20 protein-coding genes are annotated in these 24,122 nt (G+C 48.4%); 8 read left to right on the top strand and 12 right to left on the bottom strand.

What is annotated here, in order from left to right; genetic code table 11:
• Positions 1-14: 14 nt before the first annotated feature.
• Positions 15-290: a septum formation initiator family protein gene (locus J7438_RS05255; protein WP_209200075.1), complete on the bottom strand. Its 276-nt coding sequence runs from the start codon at positions 288-290 to the stop codon at positions 15-17.
• A gap of 321 nt (positions 291-611) precedes the next feature.
• Here J7438_RS05255 and J7438_RS05250 point away from each other — a divergent pair, with 321 nt between their 5' ends.
• Positions 612-2,579 (top strand): WD40 repeat domain-containing protein, encoded by a 1,968-nt coding sequence (locus J7438_RS05250; RefSeq protein WP_209275709.1) that lies wholly within the window; start codon positions 612-614, stop codon positions 2,577-2,579.
• 137 nt (positions 2,580-2,716) lie between these two features.
• Here the strand turns inward: J7438_RS05250 and eno are convergent, their stop codons facing one another.
• Complete coding sequence (eno, locus tag J7438_RS05245; protein ID WP_209275708.1) at positions 2,717-4,009, bottom strand: phosphopyruvate hydratase; 1,293 nt, start codon at positions 4,007-4,009, stop codon at positions 2,717-2,719.
• A 272-nt stretch (positions 4,010-4,281) separates the two neighbouring features.
• A complete protein-coding gene (locus J7438_RS05240) occupies positions 4,282-4,566 on the bottom strand; it encodes a DUF406 family protein (RefSeq protein ID WP_209275707.1) in 285 nt (94 codons plus the stop codon).
• A gap of 259 nt (positions 4,567-4,825) precedes the next feature.
• Here J7438_RS05240 and J7438_RS05235 point away from each other — a divergent pair, with 259 nt between their 5' ends.
• Positions 4,826-6,280 carry a hypothetical protein gene (locus tag J7438_RS05235; protein ID WP_209275706.1) on the top strand — a complete coding sequence of 485 codons (1,455 nt, stop codon included), beginning with the start codon at positions 4,826-4,828 and terminating at the stop codon, positions 6,278-6,280.
• Positions 6,281-6,443: 163 nt separating this feature from the next.
• Here the strand turns inward: J7438_RS05235 and J7438_RS05230 are convergent, their stop codons facing one another.
• The 3 genes from J7438_RS05230 to J7438_RS05220 all read right to left on the bottom strand — a co-directional run bounded on the left by J7438_RS05230 (position 6,444) and on the right by J7438_RS05220 (position 8,469).
• A complete protein-coding gene (locus J7438_RS05230; protein ID WP_209275705.1) occupies positions 6,444-6,944 on the bottom strand; it encodes a hypothetical protein in 501 nt (166 codons plus the stop codon).
• 291 nt (positions 6,945-7,235) lie between these two features.
• Positions 7,236-7,724 (bottom strand): hypothetical protein, encoded by a 489-nt coding sequence (locus tag J7438_RS05225; protein ID WP_209275704.1) that lies wholly within the window; start codon positions 7,722-7,724, stop codon positions 7,236-7,238.
• 307 nt (positions 7,725-8,031) lie between these two features.
• Entirely contained in the window at positions 8,032-8,469 is a 438-nt protein-coding gene (locus tag J7438_RS05220) for a hypothetical protein (RefSeq protein ID WP_209275703.1), read from the bottom strand.
• A 317-nt stretch (positions 8,470-8,786) separates the two neighbouring features.
• Here J7438_RS05220 and pstS point away from each other — a divergent pair, with 317 nt between their 5' ends.
• The 5 genes from pstS (at position 8,787) to J7438_RS05195 (ending at position 13,229) form a co-directional block, all read left to right on the top strand.
• Entirely contained in the window at positions 8,787-9,836 is a 1,050-nt protein-coding gene (gene pstS, locus J7438_RS05215) for a phosphate ABC transporter substrate-binding protein PstS (RefSeq protein ID WP_209275702.1), read from the top strand.
• Positions 9,837-9,913: 77 nt separating this feature from the next.
• Positions 9,914-10,855, top strand: coding sequence for a phosphate ABC transporter permease subunit PstC (gene pstC / locus J7438_RS05210; protein WP_209200066.1), 942 nt, complete (start codon positions 9,914-9,916; stop codon positions 10,853-10,855).
• A gap of 10 nt (positions 10,856-10,865) precedes the next feature.
• Positions 10,866-11,708: a phosphate ABC transporter permease PstA gene (gene pstA, locus J7438_RS05205; protein ID WP_209275701.1), complete on the top strand. Its 843-nt coding sequence runs from the start codon at positions 10,866-10,868 to the stop codon at positions 11,706-11,708.
• Between the two features lie 2 nt (positions 11,709-11,710).
• Positions 11,711-12,574 carry a phosphate ABC transporter ATP-binding protein PstB gene (pstB, locus tag J7438_RS05200; RefSeq protein WP_286196418.1) on the top strand — a complete coding sequence of 288 codons (864 nt, stop codon included), beginning with the start codon at positions 11,711-11,713 and terminating at the stop codon, positions 12,572-12,574.
• Between the two features lie 352 nt (positions 12,575-12,926).
• Positions 12,927-13,229, top strand: a complete 303-nt coding sequence (locus tag J7438_RS05195; protein ID WP_209200064.1) for a DUF6506 family protein — start codon at positions 12,927-12,929, stop codon at positions 13,227-13,229.
• 182 nt (positions 13,230-13,411) lie between these two features.
• On the opposite strand, the gene J7438_RS05190 is transcribed toward J7438_RS05195, so the two are convergent.
• The 3 genes from J7438_RS05190 to pyrG all read right to left on the bottom strand — a co-directional run bounded on the left by J7438_RS05190 (position 13,412) and on the right by pyrG (position 17,144).
• Positions 13,412-14,179, bottom strand: coding sequence for a helix-loop-helix domain-containing protein (locus J7438_RS05190; RefSeq protein ID WP_209275700.1), 768 nt, complete (start codon positions 14,177-14,179; stop codon positions 13,412-13,414).
• Between the two features lie 423 nt (positions 14,180-14,602).
• Entirely contained in the window at positions 14,603-15,454 is an 852-nt protein-coding gene (kdsA, locus tag J7438_RS05185; RefSeq protein ID WP_209275699.1) for a 3-deoxy-8-phosphooctulonate synthase, read from the bottom strand.
• 58 nt (positions 15,455-15,512) lie between these two features.
• Positions 15,513-17,144: a CTP synthase gene (gene pyrG, locus J7438_RS05180; protein ID WP_209275698.1), complete on the bottom strand. Its 1,632-nt coding sequence runs from the start codon at positions 17,142-17,144 to the stop codon at positions 15,513-15,515.
• Positions 17,145-17,426: 282 nt separating this feature from the next.
• Here pyrG and J7438_RS27605 point away from each other — a divergent pair, with 282 nt between their 5' ends.
• Positions 17,427-20,462: a DUF7932 domain-containing protein gene (locus tag J7438_RS27605; protein ID WP_286196417.1), complete on the top strand. Its 3,036-nt coding sequence runs from the start codon at positions 17,427-17,429 to the stop codon at positions 20,460-20,462.
• 18 nt (positions 20,463-20,480) lie between these two features.
• Here the strand turns inward: J7438_RS27605 and tilS are convergent, their stop codons facing one another.
• From tilS to J7438_RS05160, 3 genes are all read right to left on the bottom strand, one after another.
• Positions 20,481-21,890 (bottom strand): tRNA lysidine(34) synthetase TilS, encoded by a 1,410-nt coding sequence (tilS, locus tag J7438_RS05170; RefSeq protein ID WP_209275697.1) that lies wholly within the window; start codon positions 21,888-21,890, stop codon positions 20,481-20,483.
• Positions 21,887-22,837 (bottom strand): acetyl-CoA carboxylase carboxyl transferase subunit alpha, encoded by a 951-nt coding sequence (gene accA / locus J7438_RS05165; RefSeq protein WP_209275696.1) that lies wholly within the window; start codon positions 22,835-22,837, stop codon positions 21,887-21,889. Before accA ends, tilS begins: the two co-directional genes overlap by 4 nt.
• A gap of 386 nt (positions 22,838-23,223) precedes the next feature.
• On the bottom strand, positions 23,224-24,084 hold the full coding sequence (locus J7438_RS05160; RefSeq protein ID WP_209275695.1) for a hypothetical protein: 861 nt from the start codon (positions 24,082-24,084) through the stop codon (positions 23,224-23,226).
• Positions 24,085-24,122: the final 38 nt, after the last annotated feature.

The following is a 24,122-nucleotide window of genomic DNA, read 5'->3' as shown; positions in this document are numbered from 1 at the left end:
GACCAATACAGGATTTAATCGTAAGTCAAAAAGAACGTTTCATCACTGCGGATCATACCCAGCTCCTGACGCGCTCTCTCTTCAACCGTTTCCAGCCCCTGCTGCAGCTCCACAACCTCTTTGGCCAGCAGACGATTACGCTGGTACAAACGTTCATTCTCCAGCCTGAAACGCTCAAGGTTATCTTGTTGTGTCAACATTTCAGCCACACTGCCTTCACCAATCCAGAGCCTGGTTTGCAGGTAAACCAGCAGCAGTGTCAACAGGGCTATTGCCAGTTTTTTCATCATCAGTTCCGCTTTAAACCGTCACTATCCAGCAGCAGGGGCAGCACCAGAAACAGGATGCAAAAAGCTGGGGCAGTAATAGAGACTTAACGGTGAAGTTTAACAGGAGTACCCGTGGTTTAACATATGACCAGTTATTTGAACTGTTTCACATTAATGAAGGTCATTAGAAAAAAGCCAGACATCAAAATAAGCAACTCAAATAATCGCTCTTACTATCCTGGGTATTTATGAACGAAAGACACCCAGGTTGTATTACCTGTTGAGTTCAATCTGGTACTGGCTACCTATCACCCGCAGGCCAAAAACCCGGGAGTTCGGAATATGCCGACTGGCGATCCCATTGGCAGTACCAACAGCTATATACCCCCGACTGCCACCCCCATCCTGCCCGTGGAACACAGAACCAATAACCGAATCACCGCCGTTTCCAGCCCAAGGCCGTTGCTATTGCTGGATCTTCCAGAGCAACCCATAAGGCACATACTGGGTTTTTTAGGGGATCGTGATATCAAGGCCATGGCACAGACCTGTTCGTCTTTGCTGGCTATCGTCCGTGCAGAGCATCTGCCCGCCAGGATCTGGTTTAAACAGTTCGAGCCACGGCAACAGCAGCAATTCATCCAGATTGCCAAAAACATCAGCAACCAGGAACTGAAAGCCTGGCTGGGGCAATTCACCGGCAATGAGACGCTGATCAGCACTATTTGCGGCCAGTCAGCCGGGGAAGTAACAGACAACGACATACCGCCACGGGAACCACAAAAAGGGAAATATTTCCCGCAAATCCTGTTTTACACAGTGAGCCAGTTGATGGTTAACTGTCGTACTTTCCAGCCGGAATTGGCAATATCCATCGATTGCATCCCCTTTACGGCTGCATCAGCCACACTCAGCGGCGATGGACGCTTTCTGGCGACCAACAGTTACGCGCGCTGCGGTTCGGGTTACGGCAGAACGGAAATCACCACAAGGCCCACAGAGATAGCCATTGCCCATGAAGACAGAGTGCGGCGGATTACCTTCAGCACTGATAACCGGCATATATTGAGCTACACGGCTTCAACCGCAAAAATCACCAGCTGCAATGCCGACGGCAGCTGGACAGAAAAACTCATCATCATTTCTGATAGATTTATCAGCTCGGCAACTTTCAGTCCCGACAGCCGCCATGCTGTGATGGCCAGGAGTGGTCGCAGGGCCATAATATGCTCAATAGACCAGACTGGCCGCTGGGCAGTAACAACAACAATGGGACACAAAGGGAGGATTTTTTCAACAATATTCAGCCCTGACAGCCGCTTTATAGTCACCACCAGTGACGATCACACGGCGAAAATCCATGGCCGTGACAGCAACGGCAACTGGCTGGAGCTGACCACCCTGAACCATAATGGCAAGGTCAGTGCCGCTGAATTCAGCCCTGATAGCAAACATATAATCACCATTAGCGACAAAAATAACCAACCTGATCGTACCGCAACGATTTTCAGCAACACCGATAACGGTTGGGTAAAAAAAACCTGTATTAACCACTCCCAGGAAATCACATACATTTCATTCAGCCCTGACAGCCGCCATGCAGTAACGGAGAGCTACGAATATGCTGCCAGAATCCTGAGCTTTGATACCCGCGACAACTGGCAACATAAAACCACGATTAAGCATAAACGACAAATTTCTTCTACTAGATTCAGTCCCGATAGCCACTATTTAGTCACGGCCAGTAACGATCATACAGCAAAGATCTACCGGTATGATGCAAACACCAGGCGCTGGTCAAAACAACAGATTATCGTCCATGATGATATGTATATTACCTCAGCCACGTTCAGCGCTGACAGTCGGCATATCCTGACATTTTCCCGCAATTACTCACCAATATCCCTACCTGTATGCAACGCCAGAATCCACACTTGTACGGCCGGTGGCAACTGGATAACCAGCCTCAATTTTACGACAGCAGGCGGAGTTTACTCCGCCAAATTTAACCACGATGGCTCCCATATTGTCATCGAAGCCAGAAATGATGACGCCATCATAATCTATGGCCTTACGGCAGACGGCAACTGGTTACACAAATCGACGCTGCACCAACATTACAAGCTTGACCTGGTAACATTCAGTGCCCACGGGGGACATTTAATGACGATCAGTAATGACGCTCAACTGGTGCAGGTCTGGCACCTTTATAAGGAAGATTTAGCGCCACATCCCCAGTGCTCTTTAAATAAACTGTCGCCTCCCCCTGGCAAAAAGGCCCGAAAGTCTGCTCCAAAAGTTCACAGGTAAAGGGCGATCGACGGGTTGACTTTCCCCCGGTCGGGGTGATTCAGGCTTCTTTGCGCCTGACAGGTTTGCCCGCTTCGCCGGGCAAACAAAAAAAGGGAGGCTTAAAGCCTCCCCTTGCCATCAGCAGTGACTGCTAATCAGGCACGCTTGAATTCAGCAATACCACGGTAAGGCGCTTTGCCTTCCAGCTGCTCTTCGATACGGATCAGCTGGTTGTACTTGGCTACACGGTCAGAACGGCACAGGGAACCGGTCTTGATCTGGCCAGCACAGGTACCTACCGCCAGGTCAGCGATGGTAGCGTCTTCGGTTTCACCGGAACGGTGAGAGATAACGGCAGTGTAGCCAGCGTCTTTGGCCATCTTGATCGCATCCAGAGTTTCGCTCAGAGAGCCGATCTGGTTGAACTTGATCAGGATAGAGTTGGCGATGCCCTTATCGATACCTTCTTTCAGGATCCTGGTGTTGGTTACAAACAGGTCGTCACCAACGATCTGGATCTTGTCGCCCAGCAGTTCAGTCTGGTACTTGAAGCCATCCCAGTCAGATTCATCCAGACCATCTTCAATGGAGATAATCGGGTATTCTTCGGTCAGACCTTTCAGGTAGTCAGAGAACTCATTGGAAGTGAAGACTTTGCCTTCGCCTTTCAGGTTGTACTTGCCATCTTCGTAGAACTCGGAAGCTGCACAGTCCATAGCCAGAGTGATGTCGGTGCCCAGAGTGTAACCGGCCGCAGCAACGGCTTCTTTGATGACCGCCAGAGCGTCTGCATTGGAAGCCAGGTTTGGCGCAAAACCACCTTCGTCACCCACGGCAGTGTTCAGACCCTTGTCGGAGAGAACTTTCTTCAGAGCGTGGAATACTTCAGCACCCATGCGCAGCGCTTCAGCAAAGTTTTTGGCACCAACCGGCTGGATCATGAATTCCTGAATGTCAACGTTGTTGTCAGCGTGCTCACCGCCGTTCAGGATGTTCATCATTGGCACTGGCATGGTGAACTGGCCGGCAGTACCGTTCAGCTCAGCAATGTGCGCGTACAGGGGCATGCCTTTATCAACGGCAGCGGCTTTGGCAGCGGCCAGAGACACCGCCAGGATGGCGTTAGCGCCCAGTTTGGCTTTGTTGTCAGTGCCGTCCAGATCGATCATCTTCTGATCCAGGCCACGCTGGTCATTGGCATCAAAACCAAGCAGTGCTTCACGGATAGGACCGTTAACATTGGCAACGGCTTGCAGAACGCCCTTGCCCAGGTAGCGGGACTTGTCACCATCACGCAGCTCCAGAGCTTCGCGGGAACCCGTGGAAGCGCCGCTGGGAGCACAGGCAGTACCAAAGGCACCAGACTCAAGAATGACGTCAGCTTCAACAGTGGGATTACCACGAGAATCGAGGACTTCGCGAGCCTTGATTTCCTTGATAGCGGTCATGAGATACTCCGGGTGAAGAATTCGGAAATTTCAAGTGAGAGGTAAGCAATACCGTAAAAGAGCAGTGGCATTGTTACGGGAGCGGCAACTATACCACCGGAAAATCCTGTGTCAAAGCCTTACAATTTCGCTGGACACCGCGCCAACATTGAGCTTCGTGGATTTCTGATCGTTACTGTTAACGACTGTTAATCGCCTGTTAACCATCGTTTAAACCAGGCACCAATGATCAAATAATCATCAAACAGCCATAACAATGATAAGTAAAATTACTACCTGAGATACAATTCAAAAATCAGTTTTTCTGCTGTGCAGTCAAAATCAAACATGGCATCAATGGTGGCACTGCCCTGATGGAGATTCACCGTTTTCTTTACCTGACAGTGGTCAGAAATACTGTTGGCCAGGGCTTCCATCGTTGCCATCTGGTCGTTTGCCTGTTGCTCAGTATCCCCCTTTATGGTCATTTCGAGGTGAGTATCCCCGGGTGCAATCACCTGGCCAATCTCTAAACAGTGATCGGCATCAACTTCCAGTTCAGCGGTGGTATTGTCCATATCAGGCCTCCTGTTGAATGCCAGATGATGATATGCAAGGAATGGTTTTCTGAAAAAAACCAACAATAAGATAGCACAATGGCCTTGAAAAATGAGTAAATAAGAAAAATCGGAAATAAAATGGAACCATATTCCAAATTATTGGTCAAATAAAAGTAAGAATCACATCCTGTGAAAAAGGATTGGACGCAAAAACAGGAAGAACCGAATTAAATTAAAAAATTCTTATTTATAAACGAAAGTTATTATAGAGCACCCAATGTCTAATACAGTATCAAATTTAATGGATTCAAAATACACTGGCTATCTTCAAGATAACTGTATTTTTGCCAGTTTTCTGAGCATCCCGGTTACTGTCGCCAAGGCTTTATTTCCAAGCTTACTTTTGTCGTCTGAAGAAAGCAGCCTTCAACCAGAAAAAATTTCTTCATACAATATATCAGTTCGTAGTGTTGACGGTTATATCTTAGTATCTCTTCCTTCTGACAAGGATACTCATCCCGATAAAACCACGACAATGCCTCCTCCATCAACAGGAGATTCTGACGAATTAGAATGCCGTATTCCCGATAATGATGATGATCCGCGACGATACTTTTCATTCTGGTTTAATGCCTCACCGGGCAAATCCACTGATCACGCGTCCACATCATTAATCAAGGATTCATTATGTGTGGCTATTGCGGATGATAGCGATGCAGATGATCAATTTTTCGAAAAAACGATGCCTGTTAGTGGCCCTGATAGCATAATCCCTCCCATAAGTCTGCACTGTTTTGAAACTGACAGTATGATTTACATTCATAACGATTCAGAAAAACTGGATATTCATACTGTTGACATCATTAAGGGCAGTGAGCTTGCCAACCAGCTTGGCATTTCGGGTAAAATCAACGTTGACAAAGTGTTTTATCAACCAGGAACCGGTGCTATTAACGCCCAGGTAACGATCAATGGCTTAGAACAGTCATTGACTCTTTTTTATATCAAAGTAGAAACCAACATCAAGCTTCCGGTCACTCAATATCAGCTGGATTCTTATCTCTCAGAGACAAAAAATGAGTATGCTCCTCACTATAAATTTTTCAAGGAGGAATTAAAAAAGCATCTCAGCCCAAAGGTCATGGGAACGGACAAAATAAAAGACGATAAAGACGGTGAAGAAAATAAAATCAAAGAAAATAAAATCAAAGAAAATAAAATTGAAGAAAATAAAATCAAAGAAAATAAATTGAGAATGGAATCATTAAGAATAACGATGCCAACGTATATGCATCCGAAAACCATAGAACAGGAAAAATATTTTTGTTGCAATCAGGGTATCAGCGCCGTCACTAATAAAGAAGGAACTGACGTCATTGAAGCGGTCAAGAGGAGAATGTACCAGCAGGAGGAGAAATTAGTTAGCCTCAGAGGGCCACGGTTGGAACACCCGAATATAGATTCAGCACTAGAACACGTCAAGCAACAAAAAATCGCGCTGCCGGCCAGTCAGCGTGATGCTAAAAATCTGAAAATACACTTTGACAAGCCACAGAAGGTTACCTTGTCCCAAAGACAACTAGAAACAGTCAATATGCTAAATCAAAGGAGGCTTATGCATAAAAAGGAAGGGATTGATTTCGGAGCCCCTAAGGATACTCCAACTGAATTTCCACATTACTTACTGCCCAGCGACTCCCCCAAAAAATTGATCAAATCTGTTGATAAATAGCGATTAAACCAAAAAAAGACTGCGCATTGTGTTTAGACATTCCCTTAAATATCAATAATTTTGCCTATTTGCGGGAATCGCTGCTTACCTCTTATCATTTAGCTATGGTGATTTGGGAAGCAGTTCCGTAAATAGAGCCGCTTCACCTCACAAATGAAAAGTCCTAGACTTCTTCAGGTTCAGGTTTAGGTTCAGGTTGCATTGCGATGGCATCATGTGTCGGAATATGGCATAGCCGTTCATATGCCGGAGTGTGGCATAGCCGGTCATAGATTGATTTACATCCGTTATACATCTTGCACAAGCTACCGCTGGCAACAAAAAAAGCTGTTGATGTTACTGCTATCTCTGTCAAAAAGAGCGGGGTAAACGGAGTTAGTTCTCCGTACTCATCAGACTCAGCAAGGGACATATTATTAAAACAATGCTCCCTCAAAAAGACTTTACCAGGATCATTCAGTGGTGAAACGACCCGATTTTTTACAAAGGTAGTACAAGTCCCAACAGCAATTGAATATAAGGCGCGAAAGATCGTTGATGAATAAAGATCATTGCGTTCTCGCTGGGTTGAATTATCAGATGGATTAGTTACAGCCTCGGATTCGGGATTGCCTGGCATTGATGATCCAGCGTTAAAACCGGCTGAACGAGTTATTGGAGTCATTCTTAATATCCTCACTGGTTGACATTTTTAAGACAATATCAGGAGGTATTTCGTTCAATTCTAATCAACTTTTTTTTAATTATTTTTACTATCAATGGTTAATATTTTGATGTCGATGGAAATTTTCCCGGTTTGGTTTTTCAGGTTAGCTTCGGTTTATTTTACCTGCCACGGGCAAATGGAATGGGAAAGCGCTGGAATGGCGAATGGTCATCCCGGATAAGAGATGACCAGAGTCATCCGAAAACCATAACACCTGTAAAGCATTATGGCTGCTATCTGGTCAGGAATTCAGACCAGGGAAGTGGCTTCGACTTCATCATTGGCTTCTGGATAGTCTCCGGCAGGTTGATTTGCTGTAGCATCAGGCCTCGAAAAACAGGTGCATGCCCGGTCATATATAGATTTACATCCCTCATACAATTTGCACAGGCCACCGGTGGCAAGAAAAAAGGATGTTGACGCAACTGCCACCTGTGACAAATAAGCCGGAGCATACGGAGTTAGATCTGTGTACTCGTTTCTCTCAGCACTGGACAAATTATTGAAACAATGATAGGCCAAAAAATCATCGCGAGGTTGATTCAGTTGTGAAACAACAAATTGGTTTATCAGAGTAGTATACGATCCAAAAGCTATTGCATAAACTGCATGACAGAGCGTGGATTGCAAAAGATGTTTGCCATTTCGCCGGGTTAAATTATCAGGTGATCGAGTGGTTGCATCCATATTACCTGGCAGCACTGGTCCAGTATTATTAGTTGCACTGTTTGACATCATGTTAAAATCCTCATTTGTTAATTTTTTTTGTGGACACTATCAGAAGGTATTTCGTTCAGAAGGTATTTCGTTCAATTTTTTTAAGGCAGGTGCAGGCATTCCCGGTCTTGGCCGTGCCCGAGTGAAACCATGGCAGCTGCTTTTATTATTGGCGGCACCAACCGTATTGAGGCATCACTGAATTTATGCCAGCCAACTTTATCTACTCCACCATTGCCCAAAAGTTAATGAGACTACCAATGAGCGTCGCTACCACCATTTCTACCCCTGACCAGGTACAAATTCAGCCTAAGGAAGCTGCTTAGGCTTAATCACAGTCTCCTGCAGGTTGGTTTGCTGTGGCATCAGGCGCTGAAAAATAAGTGCATGCCCGATCATATATAGATTTACATCCGCCACACAATTTGCACAGGCCACCGGAGGCAAGATAAATGGCTGTTGACGTTACTGCTAACTGTGATAAGAAAAGCGAGCTATGCGGAGTTAATTCTCTGTATTCCTGAAACTCAGCAAAGGTCAAATGATCCTCCAAAAAATCATGGCCAGGTTCATTCAGTTTTGCAATAACAACCCTGTTTACAAAGACAGTCCACGTTCCAACAAATACTGAAGCAGCTACGTGCATGAGATTGGGTAGCAAATGATCCTTGCCATGGCACCGGGCCAAATTATCAGGTGATTGAGTCGTTGCGTCCGTATTGCCTGGCATTACTGGTCGATTATTAGTTGTACAGTTTGGCGTCATTTTAATATCCTCGTTTGTTGTTATTCAGACACTATCAGGAGTTATTTCGTTCAATGTTTAATTGAGTTTTTGCTGCTTGATTTTAACTATGAAAACTTACTATTTTGATGTTTGTGAAAAGCCTCCCGGGATTTTTGCTGTGTGCTTTTTTCTACCAATGGCTAATGGATTGGGAAAGCGCTGGTAACATAACCTCAACGTGTGAACAGACTGTCATACTTCTGCAATATACAAGTAATATTTCTGTAACATTTCCCCTCTATTCTCGCCCCCATCGAACACAAACACACTCAAAGCGTTTTCGGGGGAAAAGAACCATGACGTTCTTAAAGTCTGTTGTTGTATCCTCAGTTTTAGCCGCCGCCACTCTTTCCGGAGTAGCCAGTGCACAGTCGATCAACGGTGCTGGTGCCAGTTTTCCGCACCCTGTCTATGCCAAGTGGGCAGAAGAGTACAACCAGGAAACCGGCGTAAGAATTAACTATCAGGCCATCGGTTCCGGTGGCGGTATTCGTCAGATCACGGCCAAGACCGTTGATTTTGGCGCTACCGACGCACCAATGGATCAACAGAAACTGAATGATGAAGGCATGATTCAGTTCCCGATGGTGATGGGTGCCATTGTTCCGGTGGTCAACATTCCTGGCATTGAACCAGGTGCCCTGAAACTCACCGGTGACATTGTTGCTGATATCTACATGGGCAAGATCAAAAAGTGGAATGACGAGCGCATTACCAGTATCAACCCGGATCTGAAGATTACGGGACAATCCATTTACGTGGTACACCGTTCAGACGGCTCCGGAACCACCTATAACTTCACTGACTACCTGAGTCAGGTCAGTGAAACCTGGAAAAACGACGTCGGCACCAACACCGATATTACCTGGCCCAAAGCGGCTACCACCATTGGCGCTAACGGCAATGCCGGTGTGGCCAATTTTGTCCGCCGTACCCGTGGTTCCATTGGTTACGTCGAGTATGCTTTTGCCAAGCAGAACAACCTGAGCCACACCCAGCTGGCCAGTGCCGAAGGCAAGTTTCTGCAACCAACAATGGAAACTTTCCAGGCAGCAGCCATAAACGCTGACTGGAAAAACGCTCCCGGCTTCCGCCTGCTGTTGAATAACCAGCCCGGCGCTGATTCCTGGCCAATGACTGCTGCCACGTTCATCCTGATGCACAAAGATCAGGTGGATGCCGGACGGGCCAGAGAGATCGTCAAGTTCTTTGACTGGAGCTATGAAAACGGTGACGAGATGGCGGAAAAGCTGGATTTCATCCCCATGCCAGACAGCGTCATTGAACTGGTTGAAAACACCTGGAAAGAGCAGCTGACCCACAAAGGCACAGCCATCATCCAGTAAACCTGTGACGTTTATTTAAAAAAGTAGGAAGGATTTCAGGGCAATGAGCTTGACGGCTCATTGCCCTCCCGACAATTATGCATTCCACCTCCAGTGCTCTCACATTACGACCTGGCACAATCAACGGCGATTCGATTTTCCATCGACTCAGCTTTGCCAGTGCCGTATTAATCTTCCTGGTGCTGATCGGCATCATTCTCTCCCTGATTGACGGTGGCTGGCAGGCGCTGGCCAAATTTGGCCCCGGCTTTATCTTCAATAACACCTGGGATCCTGTCGGTGGTGAATTCGGTGCCGCAGCCGCTATTTACGGTACCCTGGTTTCCTCGCTGATCGCTATTGTTATCGCCATTCCCGTTGGGCTCGGAACCGCCATCTTCCTGGCTGAACTGGCACCACAGTGGATCAGCAGGCCCGTGGGTATGGCCATTGAACTCCTGGCTGCAGTACCCAGCATTATCTATGGCATGTGGGGCCTGTTTGTCTTCGCCCCCTGGTTCTCTGAAGGTTTCCAGTTCTGGGCGCTGGAGAACCTGGTTAATATCCCCCTGATTGGCCCCTGGTTTGATGGTCCTCCCATCGGCATCGGCCTGCTGACGGCGGGTATCATTCTGTCGTTTATGATCCTGCCCATTATCACCGCCCTGACCCGCGATGCCCTGAAAACCGTGCCGAATGTTGTTCGTGAGGCAGCATACGGCATTGGCGCGACACCCTATGAGGTCATCACACGTGTACTGTTGCCTACCATCAAGAATGCTGCTGTCGGTGCGGGTATTCTCGGTCTTGGCCGTGCCCTGGGTGAAACCATGGCGGTTGCTTTTGTTATTGGCGGTGCCAATCGAATTGAGACATCACTCTTTATGCCAGCAAGCTCTATCTCCTCAACCATTGCCCAACAGTTCAATGAGGCCACCAATGAGCTGCATATTGCCTCATTGATCAGCCTGGGGCTGGTGCTGTTTATCCTGACCTTTGTGGTTATGGGTGCAGCGCGCATCCTGTTGAGAAAGCGTTAAGGAGTTGGTGATGTCATTAAGAAAACTCAAAAATCAGGCGTTTATCGGTTTCTGCATACTGTCAGCACTGTTTGGCCTGGTCGTATTGTCCAGCGTACTGTCCAGTCTGGTGGGCAAGGGCATTGCCGGCATGGGGCTGCATATTTTTACCGAATTGACCCCGGGACCCGGTAGCCATGGCGGCCTGAAAAACGCCATTGTCGGCAGCTTGATGCTGACCACCCTGGGCATTGTTATTGCCACCCCCCTGGGCATTCTGGCTGGCACCTGGTTATCCGAAAGCAACAAGTCATCAAAGGCCGCAGAGATGCTGCGCTTTCTGAACGGCATGCTGATGAGCGCACCCTCGATCCTGATCGGTCTGTTCGTTTATAACATGGTGGTGGTGACCACCGGTTCATTCTCTGGCTGGGCAGGGGCAACCGCCCTGGCCATTCTGGCACTACCCATTATTGTCAGTACCACTGAAGAGATGCTGCGCCTGGTGCCAACCACCCTGAAAGAAGCAGGCAGCGGCCTCGGCGCACCCCGCTGGCAGGTCATTACCAAACTCTGCTATCGCGCTGCCGGCCCCGGCATTATCACCGGCGTACTGCTGGCCATGGCCCGTATTACCGGTGAAACTGCCCCGCTGTTGTTTACCGCACTGAACAGCAATTATATGACCACGGACATGAGCCAGCCCATGGCCAACCTGCCGGTGACTATTTACCAGTACGCCATGAGCCCTTATGAGTCATGGAATGAGCTGGCCTGGGCCGGTGCCCTGCTGATTACCACTTTTATTCTGATTATCAATATTCTGGCCACCGTGTTACCTCGCTGGCTGAAAGCAAGAAAGGCTGCCAAATGACCATGAATAAAAACGTGCATGTTTTTATGGAAGAACGTCCTGAGCATATCGACAGTGTCCAGACAGTATCTGACGTTGCCATAACCGGACTGGAAAGTGCTAACCCGATGCCACGGATGGAAGTTAAGGGTCTGAATTTTTTCTATAACAAAGGCGCTGAGCCCGCGTTGAAAAATATCAACATGCCCATTTATAACAACCGGGTTACCGCCTTGATCGGCCCATCCGGCTGTGGTAAATCCACACTGCTGCGAACCATGAACCGTATCTATGACCTGTACGGCACTCAGCATGCCCAGGGTGAGGTATTACTGGACGGTGAAGATATTCTCAAGAGCCATGTGGACTTAAACGCATTGCGCTCCAAAGTCGGCATGGTGTTCCAGAAGCCAACGCCCTTCCCCATGTCCATCTATGACAACATCACTTTTGGCCTGAAAATGCAGGGTGGTCTGTCAGCTCCACAAATGGCAGTACGGGCCAAAAAGGCACTGAAACGTGCTCACCTGTGGAAAGAGGTAAAGGACAAACTGGATGCCGATGCGAGCAGCCTGTCTGGCGGACAGCAGCAGCGCCTGTGCATTGCCCGTACTATTGCCCTGAAGCCCGAAGTCATTCTGATGGATGAGCCGACATCCGCACTGGACCCTCTGGCCACGGCAGCCATTGAGGAGCTGATTTCCGAGCTGCGGGAAAAGTACACCATTGTGATTGTCACCCATAATATGCAACAGGCGATGCGTATCTCTGATTACACAGGCTTTATGTACCTTGGGGAGTTGATGGAGTTCGGCCCTACCGAGAAGATTTTCCATAATGCCGACAACCAGAAGACCCGTGACTATATTGCCGGCAACTTTGGCTAACGTGCTTTCTTAGGATAGACATTAAGCGCCTACTCCTCTGCAAGTTAAAGATGGAACCACGAAGGACACGAAGAGCACGAAGGAAAAGAATAGCTCTTCTTCTTTGTGCTCTTCGTGTCCTTCGTGGTTCCATCCAAAACCCCAATGAAAATGGAGGGATAAGCTTAATGTCCAACCTAAGAACGTGCTTTATCTGACCATCCATGGGGCTGTTGACGTTTCGCGGAACTCGTAACGACGCGCCAACGGGCCCTGATATTCTTTCTTGCACTTCCTTTATCCTCTGCCAGAATTCCATCTCTTACTTTTCGACAAATCCAGCCTGCCTGACACAGACTTAAAAGGAGTTCACATGAAGTTTGCATTTATCTATGCCATGCCCGGCTTACAGTCCTCATCCATCCAGGAAAATGTTACTGAAAAAGCCCACTTTTATTGTGTATCCGTTGATATGAACCACAGGGAAACCGCCGCAGATATCGCCAGAGAACTGGTTGAGAAAAACGGTGTCCAGATGATTGAACTTTGTGGCGGGTTAGCCAGCGCTGAAATTATTGCACTGGTAAAGGAAGAAACCGAAAACAGGGTGCCTGTTGGCGCAGTATTTTATGGGCCTGAATGTAGAAAGCCACTGATTGAACTGATGGGAATTTAGCCATTTGAAAAGCCTTTATCATAAGCCAGCAAGAGTGAACAGCCAGACCGACGAATACGATCAGATGTTCTACCAGTGCTTTCGTCTGAGTCATAATAGACTCAGACAATGTGTTATGAGATCCGGGAGTATCAATCACCAGGCTATCATGTTCGTTAACACCCAAAAAGTCATTTTATCCACTACGCGGAATGTAATTGAGATTGCTCCGGGGAACTATTTGCCAGCATATCATTCAGGATTTTAATATAATTAATGGCTCCCCTTAATATTTCAATATCCTTTATTTTCACATTACGTGTCTCTTCAGGGAAATAACTTCCACAGAGCACTCCTTTTAAGTCACCCATTGCCCCCCTGACTATTTCCATACGGTTCCGTTCTCGCTCATTAGCCAAGCGTCGTTTCTTACTGACTCCTGTCAGGCATGCCACCTTGCGTTTTCTCTTCTTGACAGCCTTCTTATTGTTAGGTTCGACAATATTACTCGATGATGATTCAGTATCATCAACTGACGGCCGGTTGTTTTGACTGATACCTTCGGATCTGCTTTCGATAGCAGGAAGTGACTTAGTTGCTGCCTGTTCCCGGGGCATCTTATCAGTACCCGCCAGGCAGTGGTTCAATGGCCCGCTTTGAGGTTTGTCCGCATTATCAGTATTTGTTGCAAGAGAAACTGCAATTTCATTAAATTCCAGAGGGCAATGCCTGTCAGGATCTGTTTTAACAGTACTGATTTTGAAACTGGATAATTGACTATCAGCAAATAAACCAGGCTGTGTTGATTGGCTCTCAGGATACAATGCCGGTTTATCTTCGACTTTGACATTCTGAATTGTACGCCCGGCGAATAAAGGATTTGGATAGTTATCATCCAGGAAATCACTCAAGAGGCTAAATTTACGTTGAGAACCATCTGTACATATATTGAAGTTGCTCGCACCGTTCATAAATGTGCTCCAGATTTATTTTATTTCTAAATACATGACCAATTTTAAAAACAATAGTTCACTAAAAATGACTAATCTGAAACAAGCCCTATTATAGGTGGTGAAAGAAAAAGGTTAAGGTTGATATGTAAGTAGCTAACCATATGAAATCGAATATTTCTGACTCCTTGTTCCGGCACTCTGCTTCGTTACAACTCCGGTTACATAGCTACGGCTATGCTCCCTCCGTTGTGCCTCGCATAGTACCAGCCCAAGAAGCCAGAAATATTCGATTCCATATGGCCAGCTACTTACAGTTCGATTTACTGATAGTTAAAAACAGCCATCTCATTAGCACCTCACGTAACAGAAAAAGCTCCTTTTTCATCAAATAACCTCCCGCTTCTGAACAAAAACAGGAGGAACTGAGTAAAACAGCAGAACTTAGTGAGTATTCAGTGCTTCAAATGATTTAACCAGCTCATCCAGTGCTTTCATCTGAGTCAGGAAGGACTCAAGCATAGACAGGCGGAGTGCTGAAGGGCCATCACAGCGGGCATTATCAGGATCAGGATGAGCCTCGAGGAACAGTCCTGCCAGGCCAACCGCCATACCGGCACGGGCCAGTTCAGTCACCTGGTGGCGGCGGCCACCGGACGCGGACCCCATTGGATCACGGCACTGCAGCGAATGAGTCACATCGAAGATAACCGGAGCACCGCCGCTCACCTGCTTCATGGTATGAAAGCCAAGCATATCGACCACCAGGTTGTCATAGCCAAAGTTCACACCACGCTCACAGAGGATCAAACGGTCATTGCCGGCTTCCCGGAATTTATCGGTAATATTCCCCATCTGGCCGGGGCTGAGAAACTGCGGCTTCTTGATGTTAATGACCGCACCGGTTTTGGCCATGGCTTCTACCAGGTCCGTCTGGCGGGCCAGAAACGCTGGCAACTGAATCACATCCACCACTTCCGCCACAGACTGGCACTGATGAGGTTCATGGACATCAGTAATCACCGGAAAGCCAAAGGTCGCTTTCAGCTCCTGAAAAATCTTTAACCCCTCATCAATGCCCGGACCACGGTAGGAAGCGATTGACGAACGGTTAGCCTTATCAAAGGAAGCCTTGAAGATATAGGGAATACCGAGTTTTTCGGTAACCCGCACATACTCTTCCGCCACTTTCATGGCCAGGTCTCTTGATTCCAGCACGTTCATCCCGGCAAACAGGACAAACGGCAGGTCATTAGCGACCTGAATGCCATTGACATCAACAATTTTGCTTTTCACAAACGTTCCTTCAGACGTTCCAGAAAAAACCTGCAAAAGCAGGTATCAACGATTGGCTTCAGTGAGAAGCGTGCTTAAAAGCCTGCGCTGCATGAATAAAGGCAGAAAACAGGCCATGGCCATCCCGGGGCGTTGAGGTAAATTCCGGATGGAATTGACAGGCGACAAACCATGGATGGTCAGCAACCTCAACGATCTCTACCAGACTGTTGTCTTCTGAGCGACCGGCAATAACAAGACCAGCGTCTTCCAGTGCCTCAACGTAATGGTTATTCACTTCATAACGGTGACGGTGGCGCTCGGTAATAACATCCTGACCATAGGCTTCACGGGAGAGTGTACCGGCAATCAGGTTACAGTTCTGGGCACCCAGACGCATGGTGCCGCCCAGATCAGAACCTTCGTCGCGCTTTTCAACCATACCGTCAGCGTCGATCCACTCAGTAATAAGACCAACCACCGGATGGTCCGCCTGACGATCAAATTCCGTACTGTTTGCCCCTGCCAGACCGGCAACATGGCGGGCATACTCAATGACCGCCACCTGCATGCCAAGACAGATACCCAGGAAAGGAATCTTGTTCTCACGGGCATAGCGTACGGTCTGGATCTTGCCTTCCACACCACGGTGACCAAAGCCACCGGGCACCAGAATAGCAGACACCCCTTCCAGGGCAGAAAGACCATCCTGCTCGATGGTTTCAGAGTCAATATAACGAATATTAACCTTGGTACGGGTTTTCAGACCGGCATGTTTGATCGCCTCAATCAGCGACTTATAGGCATCCAGCAGTTCCATGTACTTGCCCACCATGGCGATGGTGATCTCTTCGGAGTAGTTAAACTCACGATCCACCACATCGTCCCACTCAGAGAGATCCGCTGGCTGGCAGCCCAGGTTGAAGCGATCCACAATGATCTGATCCAGACCCTGCTCGTGTAGCATCCGCGGAATTTTGTAAATGCTGTCCGCATCTTCCAGGGAGATAACCGCACGCTCTTCTACGTTGGTAAACAGGGCAATCTTGCGGCGGGCCGAGGCATCAATGTACTGTTCGCTGCGACATACCAGGATATCCGGCTGAAGACCAATCGAGCGCAGCTCCTTAACGGAGTGCTGGGTTGGTTTGGTTTTGGTCTCACCGGCGGTTTTGATGTAAGGCACCAGGGTCAGGTGCATCAGCATGGCACGTTGAGATCCCAGCTCCACCTTGAGCTGGCGAATGGCTTCCAGAAATGGCTGGGATTCGATATCACCAACAGTACCACCCACTTCCACCAGGGCGATGTCCGCATCGCCCGCACCATTAACCACCCGGCGCTTGATCTCATCGGTGATGTGGGGAATAACCTGTACCGTACCACCCAGATAGTCGCCACGACGCTCTTTACGCAGAACATCCTGGTAAATCCGGCCAGAGGTAAAGTTGTTACCCTGCTTCATGGTGGTACGGATAAAACGCTCGTAATGCCCCAGGTCCAGGTCAGTCTCGGCACCATCTTCGGTAACGAAAACCTCGCCATGCTGGAAAGGGCTCATGGTACCCGGATCGACGTTGATATAAGGGTCCAACTTGAGCATCGTCACCTTGAGACCGCGTGCCTCAAGAATGGCGGCGAGAGATGCCGATGCGATGCCTTTGCCTAACGAGGAAACAACACCGCCGGTGACGAAAATATAACGCGTCATGCTTACCTGCTGTGAAAATAATTAAAGCGGGGTGAAAAGAGAGTCTCAAGATGGGATATCAGGATACCAAAACCGGCTGTAAACGTAAAACCGTTATTACATCAATACAATACCCGCGCAACCAATGCCTAACAGAATGACTCGTGCCAATTACCGGGGCGATCACTCACTCTGATATCCGAACCACTAACACTCATTTATCAGCGCCGGGGATAAAAAACCGACAGTTTATGGTCAAAGCAGCAATAGCACAAACACTCATAATTTCGCTGAGGTTGATTTATGTATCCCCCACAATTTGAAGACACGAATATAATACGTTATGCCACCCACGGAGCCACGGGCCAAAATGGAGCCTGCGGTGCAAACGGTGAATTCGGCGGTCATCCGGGGCAGCACGGCACCCGGGGAAAATGCGGCCAAAATGCCCCCGCATTGAATGTTGCATTATCAACCTACAATGGCATAGTTTTTGCGCAAGGGAACCAGGCGTCACATACGTTCGATCTGTCCAATAGAAAAGTATCAATCATTCTTGAAGCCCGGGGCGGTGATGCGGGCGATGGTGGCAACGGCGGTGATGGGGGCAAAGGACTAACCGGGCGCAAGGGAAGAAACGCCACCCGATATCGGCTGGGTGAAAACGGAGGTCAAGGCGGCCCCGGAGGCAAGGGTGGCGATGGCGCACGAGGTGGCGATGGTGGCAATGGCGGCGAAGTAACCCTTACATTAGCACCTTCGCAAACCGATCTACTCATGCTAACCAACATCCCTGACGTTCGGGGTGGTGCCAGGGGAATGGGGGGAAGAGGTGGAAACGGAGGCCCGGGAGGAGACGGAGGAGAAGGCGGGGATTCATGCTGGTATACCGATACCAGGAGCTACACCACCTCAAGCGGGCAGACCCGAAGCACCCGTACATTACATGTTACTCCGGGAGGACATCGTGGCCACTGCGGTCCCCCGGGACAAGACGGGCGAAACGCCCCTGATGGACGTCGCGGGAACCCTGGCAGTTTTCATATCGCTGTGGGCCATAATCATTATCCCGGGCCTTATGACCTGTCCGTTACTGACTACAGACTGCGGCTAAATAACCCCGGCGACGATGGTTTTTTCGAACCCGGCAAAGCGGTCTCTGTTGATCTCTCCGTCACTAATACTGGTTACATGCCAACACCAAATACACAACCAATCAGAATGAGCCTCGTGGGTAATAAATGGGTCAGCATCAATCCCGGTTCTGTTTTCAATCTCCCTTTCGAGATACCGCCTGGCAAGAAAGTTAACCCGCAGGAAAGCCTGGAATTTACCATTAACAGGCCTCAAACCATACCCACCGGTGAGCCCCTGAATGAAACGGGTATCGCCAACTTTAGCGCCACTGTCGGACGGATTGAGCGACAGTTCTCAAAAGTAGCCTCACAGAAAATCAGCTTTCCCGTAAGATTTCCAGCGAATATCGATGCGATAAAAGGGGACAGATCAATCAGCCGCACTGAAGAAGCTTTGCTGTGCGTAAAAGTGAACAATATTTCTCCGAAAGCCCTTGGTTTGCAGGGCAGCCAACAGAGGTTGCTCAAATTGAACTTTAAAGCAGATACCAATAATGGCCAGACGAGAAGCGACGACGTTGCTTTTTACAGCAGAGATGGAGTAGCGTTCAGCGGCAATCAGGGGCTCACGAAATCGATCGATGACCTACCTCCCTGTGGCCAGGGCGGACTTTCAGGTTCGATCGCATTCAAAAATCCTGCACAACCTCTTTACTCAAAAGTAACACTATTCGCAGAACTCGAACTGGGACGTTTGGATTGCCCGACAGATCCCCGGCTGACGGAAGTGGTACACCGAAGAGTATTTGAAGTTCAGTTTGCCGAAGGTTACCAGTACAAACCTGATGCGGACTTTCTGTTAGTTACCAACGCCGACACTTCTTTGCCAGAATGGAATCAATGGAAAACTCTGGCCGATCGGCTTGGACTGACTTTTGCCACCTGGAACAGCTCGCTCAACAACGGGATAAGCCTGTACCATGAGCCGCAATCCGGGGAAACGGAAGGGCATCCACCCCATCCGGCTGTCGAAACCGACACTTCACCATTGCCCGCGCCCGAAGTACCAGCGGATAGCAACGTCACGTTAGTTGATCACTTTAAAGACAAAACCATTGTTTTTCTGGATAATAACCCCACCTGTGTACGCACCCTGAAGCCCTGTGATTTATTCCGATCTGCCAACAGCGGAGTCAGAAGCTACATAGTGGGGCCAAACCCGGTCAGGGAAGACCTGTTTTACCCAGAAAAAGATCTTGCTGCAAACCTCAGCGGACGTGCGAGGAAAACGGTAGTAGAGAACTACATCCGCACTATGAACAGATCATCCGAGGACAGACTGGTAAAAGCAGCAAAAAAACAGGCAAAAAAATTGCAGAATGAGTGGCCTGAAAAAAGATTTACCGTCGTTTATAACTACGAAGACCTACCGCTACCAAGAAATAGCCTGCCCATTATCGGAACGTACGGACCCAAAAAACATCAGATTGGTACACTGACCTCCATTCTTTCGCCGACGAAACACATGTTTACCAATCTATCCAAACAACCTGACGAAAGCGATCGCTCTGATTACGTCCTTGACCCAAGTAACGTCTACGGCTTACTAAAAAGTCTGCCCTTGCAGAAAAAAATTCAGCTGGTGCAAAACAATATCACTGAACACCGGGATACCTTGAAAAAAGCCATACTCTCAGATCTCGTGGATGAACATAAAGCGTTCAGTCAAAAAAAGTGGGCAGGCAGTATCGGTAAGAGCGCATTGAAGAAGCGTTTGACCTGTTTACAACAAGTGGTAAATGCCAGCTACTCTGAGCCCGGAAGTAAAGAGCTGATACAAGAGATACTCATTGAATTTCGTGCTTTTGCCGCCCGGATGCCCGGGCTCTGGGATAAATTATCCCACAGTCACCAGCGCCAACTGGCCACAGTAACCAAAAAAATGATCGATAGTTTCAAGCAACAAGAGGATATTGACACTAGCAACTGTCTGGAAAATTACAAAGCAAAGAAACAGAGTTTTACCACGATTCGCCGAAAGGATTTATGGCGTCACTATCAGGACTCTGACGTTTTGCCAGTCCCTCAAAATGTTCTCAATGACCGGAACCCCGTGATTGATTTCAACGAATTACAAAATCCATACGAAGCTGAGAGGGTGTCCCGGGTTGCTGAAAACAGGCGCTATTTCACAGACCATAGAGAACGTTTGCGGGCATTGGAAACATTAGAAAACGGTAACTCAAACGACATTAACCCATAAAATAAAGGCGGATGGCTATTACCAGTGGAGAGCTAAACCATCGCTCTCGCTGGCATAATAACCATCACATACCCAAAGACCGGGAGCTGCCACCATTTGATCACCATCAAAAACCAGGGGCAGATATTCTCTCAGCCACGGTGGCACGTTATAGTCCTGCAGCCATTTTTTCAGGGTTTTGCGACCTCGCCGACCGGCAATGGCAAACTTTTCATCGCCGGATATATGGCAACGGCGTTTCAACAGTAAGGGTTTTTGTGGCAGTCGTATGGCGCTACCATTGTGCTCCTGTTCGGCACTGCAGATCAGCGACCGGTCTCCCAACACCACTATTGGCTCTTTCTGCCAGTCCCAGATCATGGGTTCAAATGCCAGCAGGTTCACTTCTTCATCCAACACCACCAGCATTTGTTGGTAGCGAGTCAGGGTAAAGCGAGTTGAAACTTTCAGCAAAGGCTCGGCGTCGATTCGAGCCTCAATCACTTCATCAAAGGTCTGTTCAAGGGTTTCTCTTGAAGGGGGTTGTATTCCCTGCAGTTTCAACCATTGGCGAACCACACGTCGCCGGGAGCTGACATCAAGGGATTGCAGAGTTGTCAGGTTAATCAGCGGTTGCTGGCCAGGCAGCCATTGCGGGCGATAATCAATACAAGCGGCCAACTGTTCGGCAGTTTGTTGCTGAACGGTCTGATTCATCTGCCCCACTTCCCGGGCAAATTCAACCAATCGTTCCGACGCACCCGGCCAGCGCTCTTCCACCATGGGCATCAGTCGCTGACGGAGAAAGTTGCGGGAGAAGCGTTCATCTGTATTACTGTCATCTTCAATAAATCGGAGGTTATTTGCCCGGGCGTAATCTTCAATGGATGATCGGGCCACATTCAGTAAGGGCCGTAACAACAGTCCATTACCCAGGGACCTTTGTTCGGGAATCCCCTGAATACCATCAACACCGGTCCCGCGGAATAACCTGAGCAGAACCGTCTCTGCCTGATCATCACGATGATGCCCCTGCAACAGACAGCCACCCTCTTCCACGGCATTGCTAAATACCTGGTATCGCGCATCCCTGGCCGCCTGCTCCAGACCATAGCCGCCATTTTCCAGAGAAACTCTGGCGATGGTCAGCGGTATCTGCCACTGTTCACATACCGACTGACAGTGCTCAGCCCACTGATCAGCGTAGCGGCTCAAACCATGATGAACATGAACAGCACACACATCAGCGATATCTCCCCGGTCACGCAGGCAGGCCAGCAAATGGAGTAAAACAGTGGAGTCAACACCGCCACTGAATGCCACCGTTAAAGGGCATTCAGAAACCGGTAACTGCAGGCTTGAAGATAGTTGATCAAGCACCCACTCAGAGCTGAGTGGGTGACAGGAAGTGATCTCTGCACTGGTTTTTGCCATCGTTTTCGCAATCAAAGCGCCCCAGAATCCCTGATTTTCTGGTAACGATTTTCCAGCAGGGTATTGCTGTCCAGTGCCGAGAGGATGTTCAACTGATCCACCAGCGTTGCTTTCAAACTGGCAGCCGCTGCTTCAGGATCCCGGTGCGCACCACCCAATGGCTCTGCCACCAGGGTATCCACCAGACCCAGCTCTTGCAAACGACCAGCGGTTACCCCCATGGCTTCAGCAGCAGTGGAAGCGTACTCGGCTTTTTTCCAGAGAATGGAGGCGCAACCCTCAGGGGAGATAACAGAGTAGGTTGAATACCCCATCATCACCAGATGATCACAAACCCCAATGGCCAATGCGCCACCGGAACCACCTTCACCGATCACCGTGGAAATCACAGGCACTTTCAAGCGGGACATAACCGCCAGGTTGTAGGCAATCGCCTCACTCTGCCCACGTTCCTCGGCACCAATACCGGGGTATGCGCCCGGCGTATCAATAAAGGTCAGGATGGGCATATTGAAACGCTCTGCCATTTCCATCAGGCGACAGGCTTTACGGTAACCTTCCGGTTTGGGCATCCCGAAATTCCGGCGTACTTTTTCTTCGATCTCACGCCCCTTCTGATGACCAATCACCATCACCGCCCGACCATCCAGTCGGGCCATGCCACCCACAATGGAAGGGTCATCGGCAAAATGGCGATCGCCATGGAGTTCATCAAACTCGGTAAAAATATGGCGAATATAGTCCAGCGTATAGGGCCTTCTGGGGTGTCTGGCCAGCTGGGCCACCTGCCATGAGGAGAGGTTGCTGAAAATGGAATCCGTCAGACTGCGACACTTATCCTGCAGTGTGGCAATCTCTTCAGTAATATTCAGCTCTGCATCGCTGCTGACCAGTCGAAGCTCTTCTATCTTGGCTTCCAGTTCAGCAATTGGCTGTTCAAAGTCCAGGTAATTCGGGTTCATGAAGTCCACTTATCATGGCCAGATAGTAAATAGGGTTCAAAATACGTAAACACCGCCAGAAAGTCGAGTTAAAAAGCGTAATCGCCTGTAAACAAATCAGCGTTATGTAGTCCTAAAGGGCTCCAGAAAATTCATATGAGAATAGGATGACATCATGTGCAAAAGGTAAAATTTCTGCCTGACAGGGGACACTATTTGAAGGAAGGAGGTCCGCCCCATGAACATTAAGGTCATTCAGGTCCCACCCAATGCAACGCTGGCCTACCGGTAAATTCTGTACACTTTTGGTGTTCAAAAAATCATTGACAAACCAGCCTACCCGAATGATCAGAAGTTACCATGAATAACGGGACAGACAGGGCCGTGAAGCATTGACCAGAGTCACATCATAAGTATGCAGACAAAGTTTGTTCAACAATGGCTAACCACTCTGGGTCTTCCGGAGGTCTTTCCGGGGCTTTCGCTGGTAACTCCGGGACTTCCGGTTTATGTGCTTCATGGATCGTACTAAATGAGTCAGACCCAAATCCCAACAGCGGCCTGATGAAAGTCGCTATGTCGCTGCCTTTACAAGCCAGTTCAAAAGCTGACAATGCTTCTTCAAAGGTCTTTCCACAATAAAAGGAAAAAGGAAAGCCGTTGTTATCGAGCCGTAAGTCATCATAACCCGTGTACCGGATTTTCAGGTGTTCAGGATCAAATTTAAATAGCTGTTTACAAAGAGCAGGCCTCAGTGTGTAGAGGAAAAACATACCATCATCCAGTTGACCAGCATGTATTGAATAAGGGTCATACAACTCTCTGAACACTCTTCTTGAACGTTGATGATATTCACCTGCCTCAAATTCATCGAGAACAAGAATACCGGTAACCTCTTTCAAGGTACTGTCACATACCTTGAGATCCGCCTGGCCCAGTGCTCCATCTGCACACGGAAAGTATTTCTCCAAAGTGTGGGGCAAAAAGAAGTTGGGGCTCTGTCCAAGTTTTCTCATATTTCGAAAAACCCGTGAAGGCGAACCAGTTGCCGCTATGATGGTATCGGAGTCCACCAAGCTGGGTGAATATTTAATTAACAACTCTGATCCGGACCGGGAATTATCAGCCTGTGGTATCGCGGCAGAAGCCCCGGAAACTATGGTAGTCGACAGGTTGTTAAACTTTCCCTGATGATCATCTGTTATGGGTTTAGTCTCTTGCTTTGGTTGTGCTGGCAACGCCTTTTGGCAAGACTCGACAGGAGTCATAAAAAAATTCCTTCCATAAAAATTGCATTAAGTTCATG

Origin of the sequence: Thalassotalea sp. G20_0 (assembly GCF_017744175.1) — a bacterium.
GTDB lineage: Bacteria > Pseudomonadota > Gammaproteobacteria > Pseudomonadales > Endozoicomonadaceae > Endozoicomonas.
The sequence above is the reverse complement of the archived record's forward strand: the minus strand, read 5'-3'. Positions and strand labels throughout refer to the sequence as shown.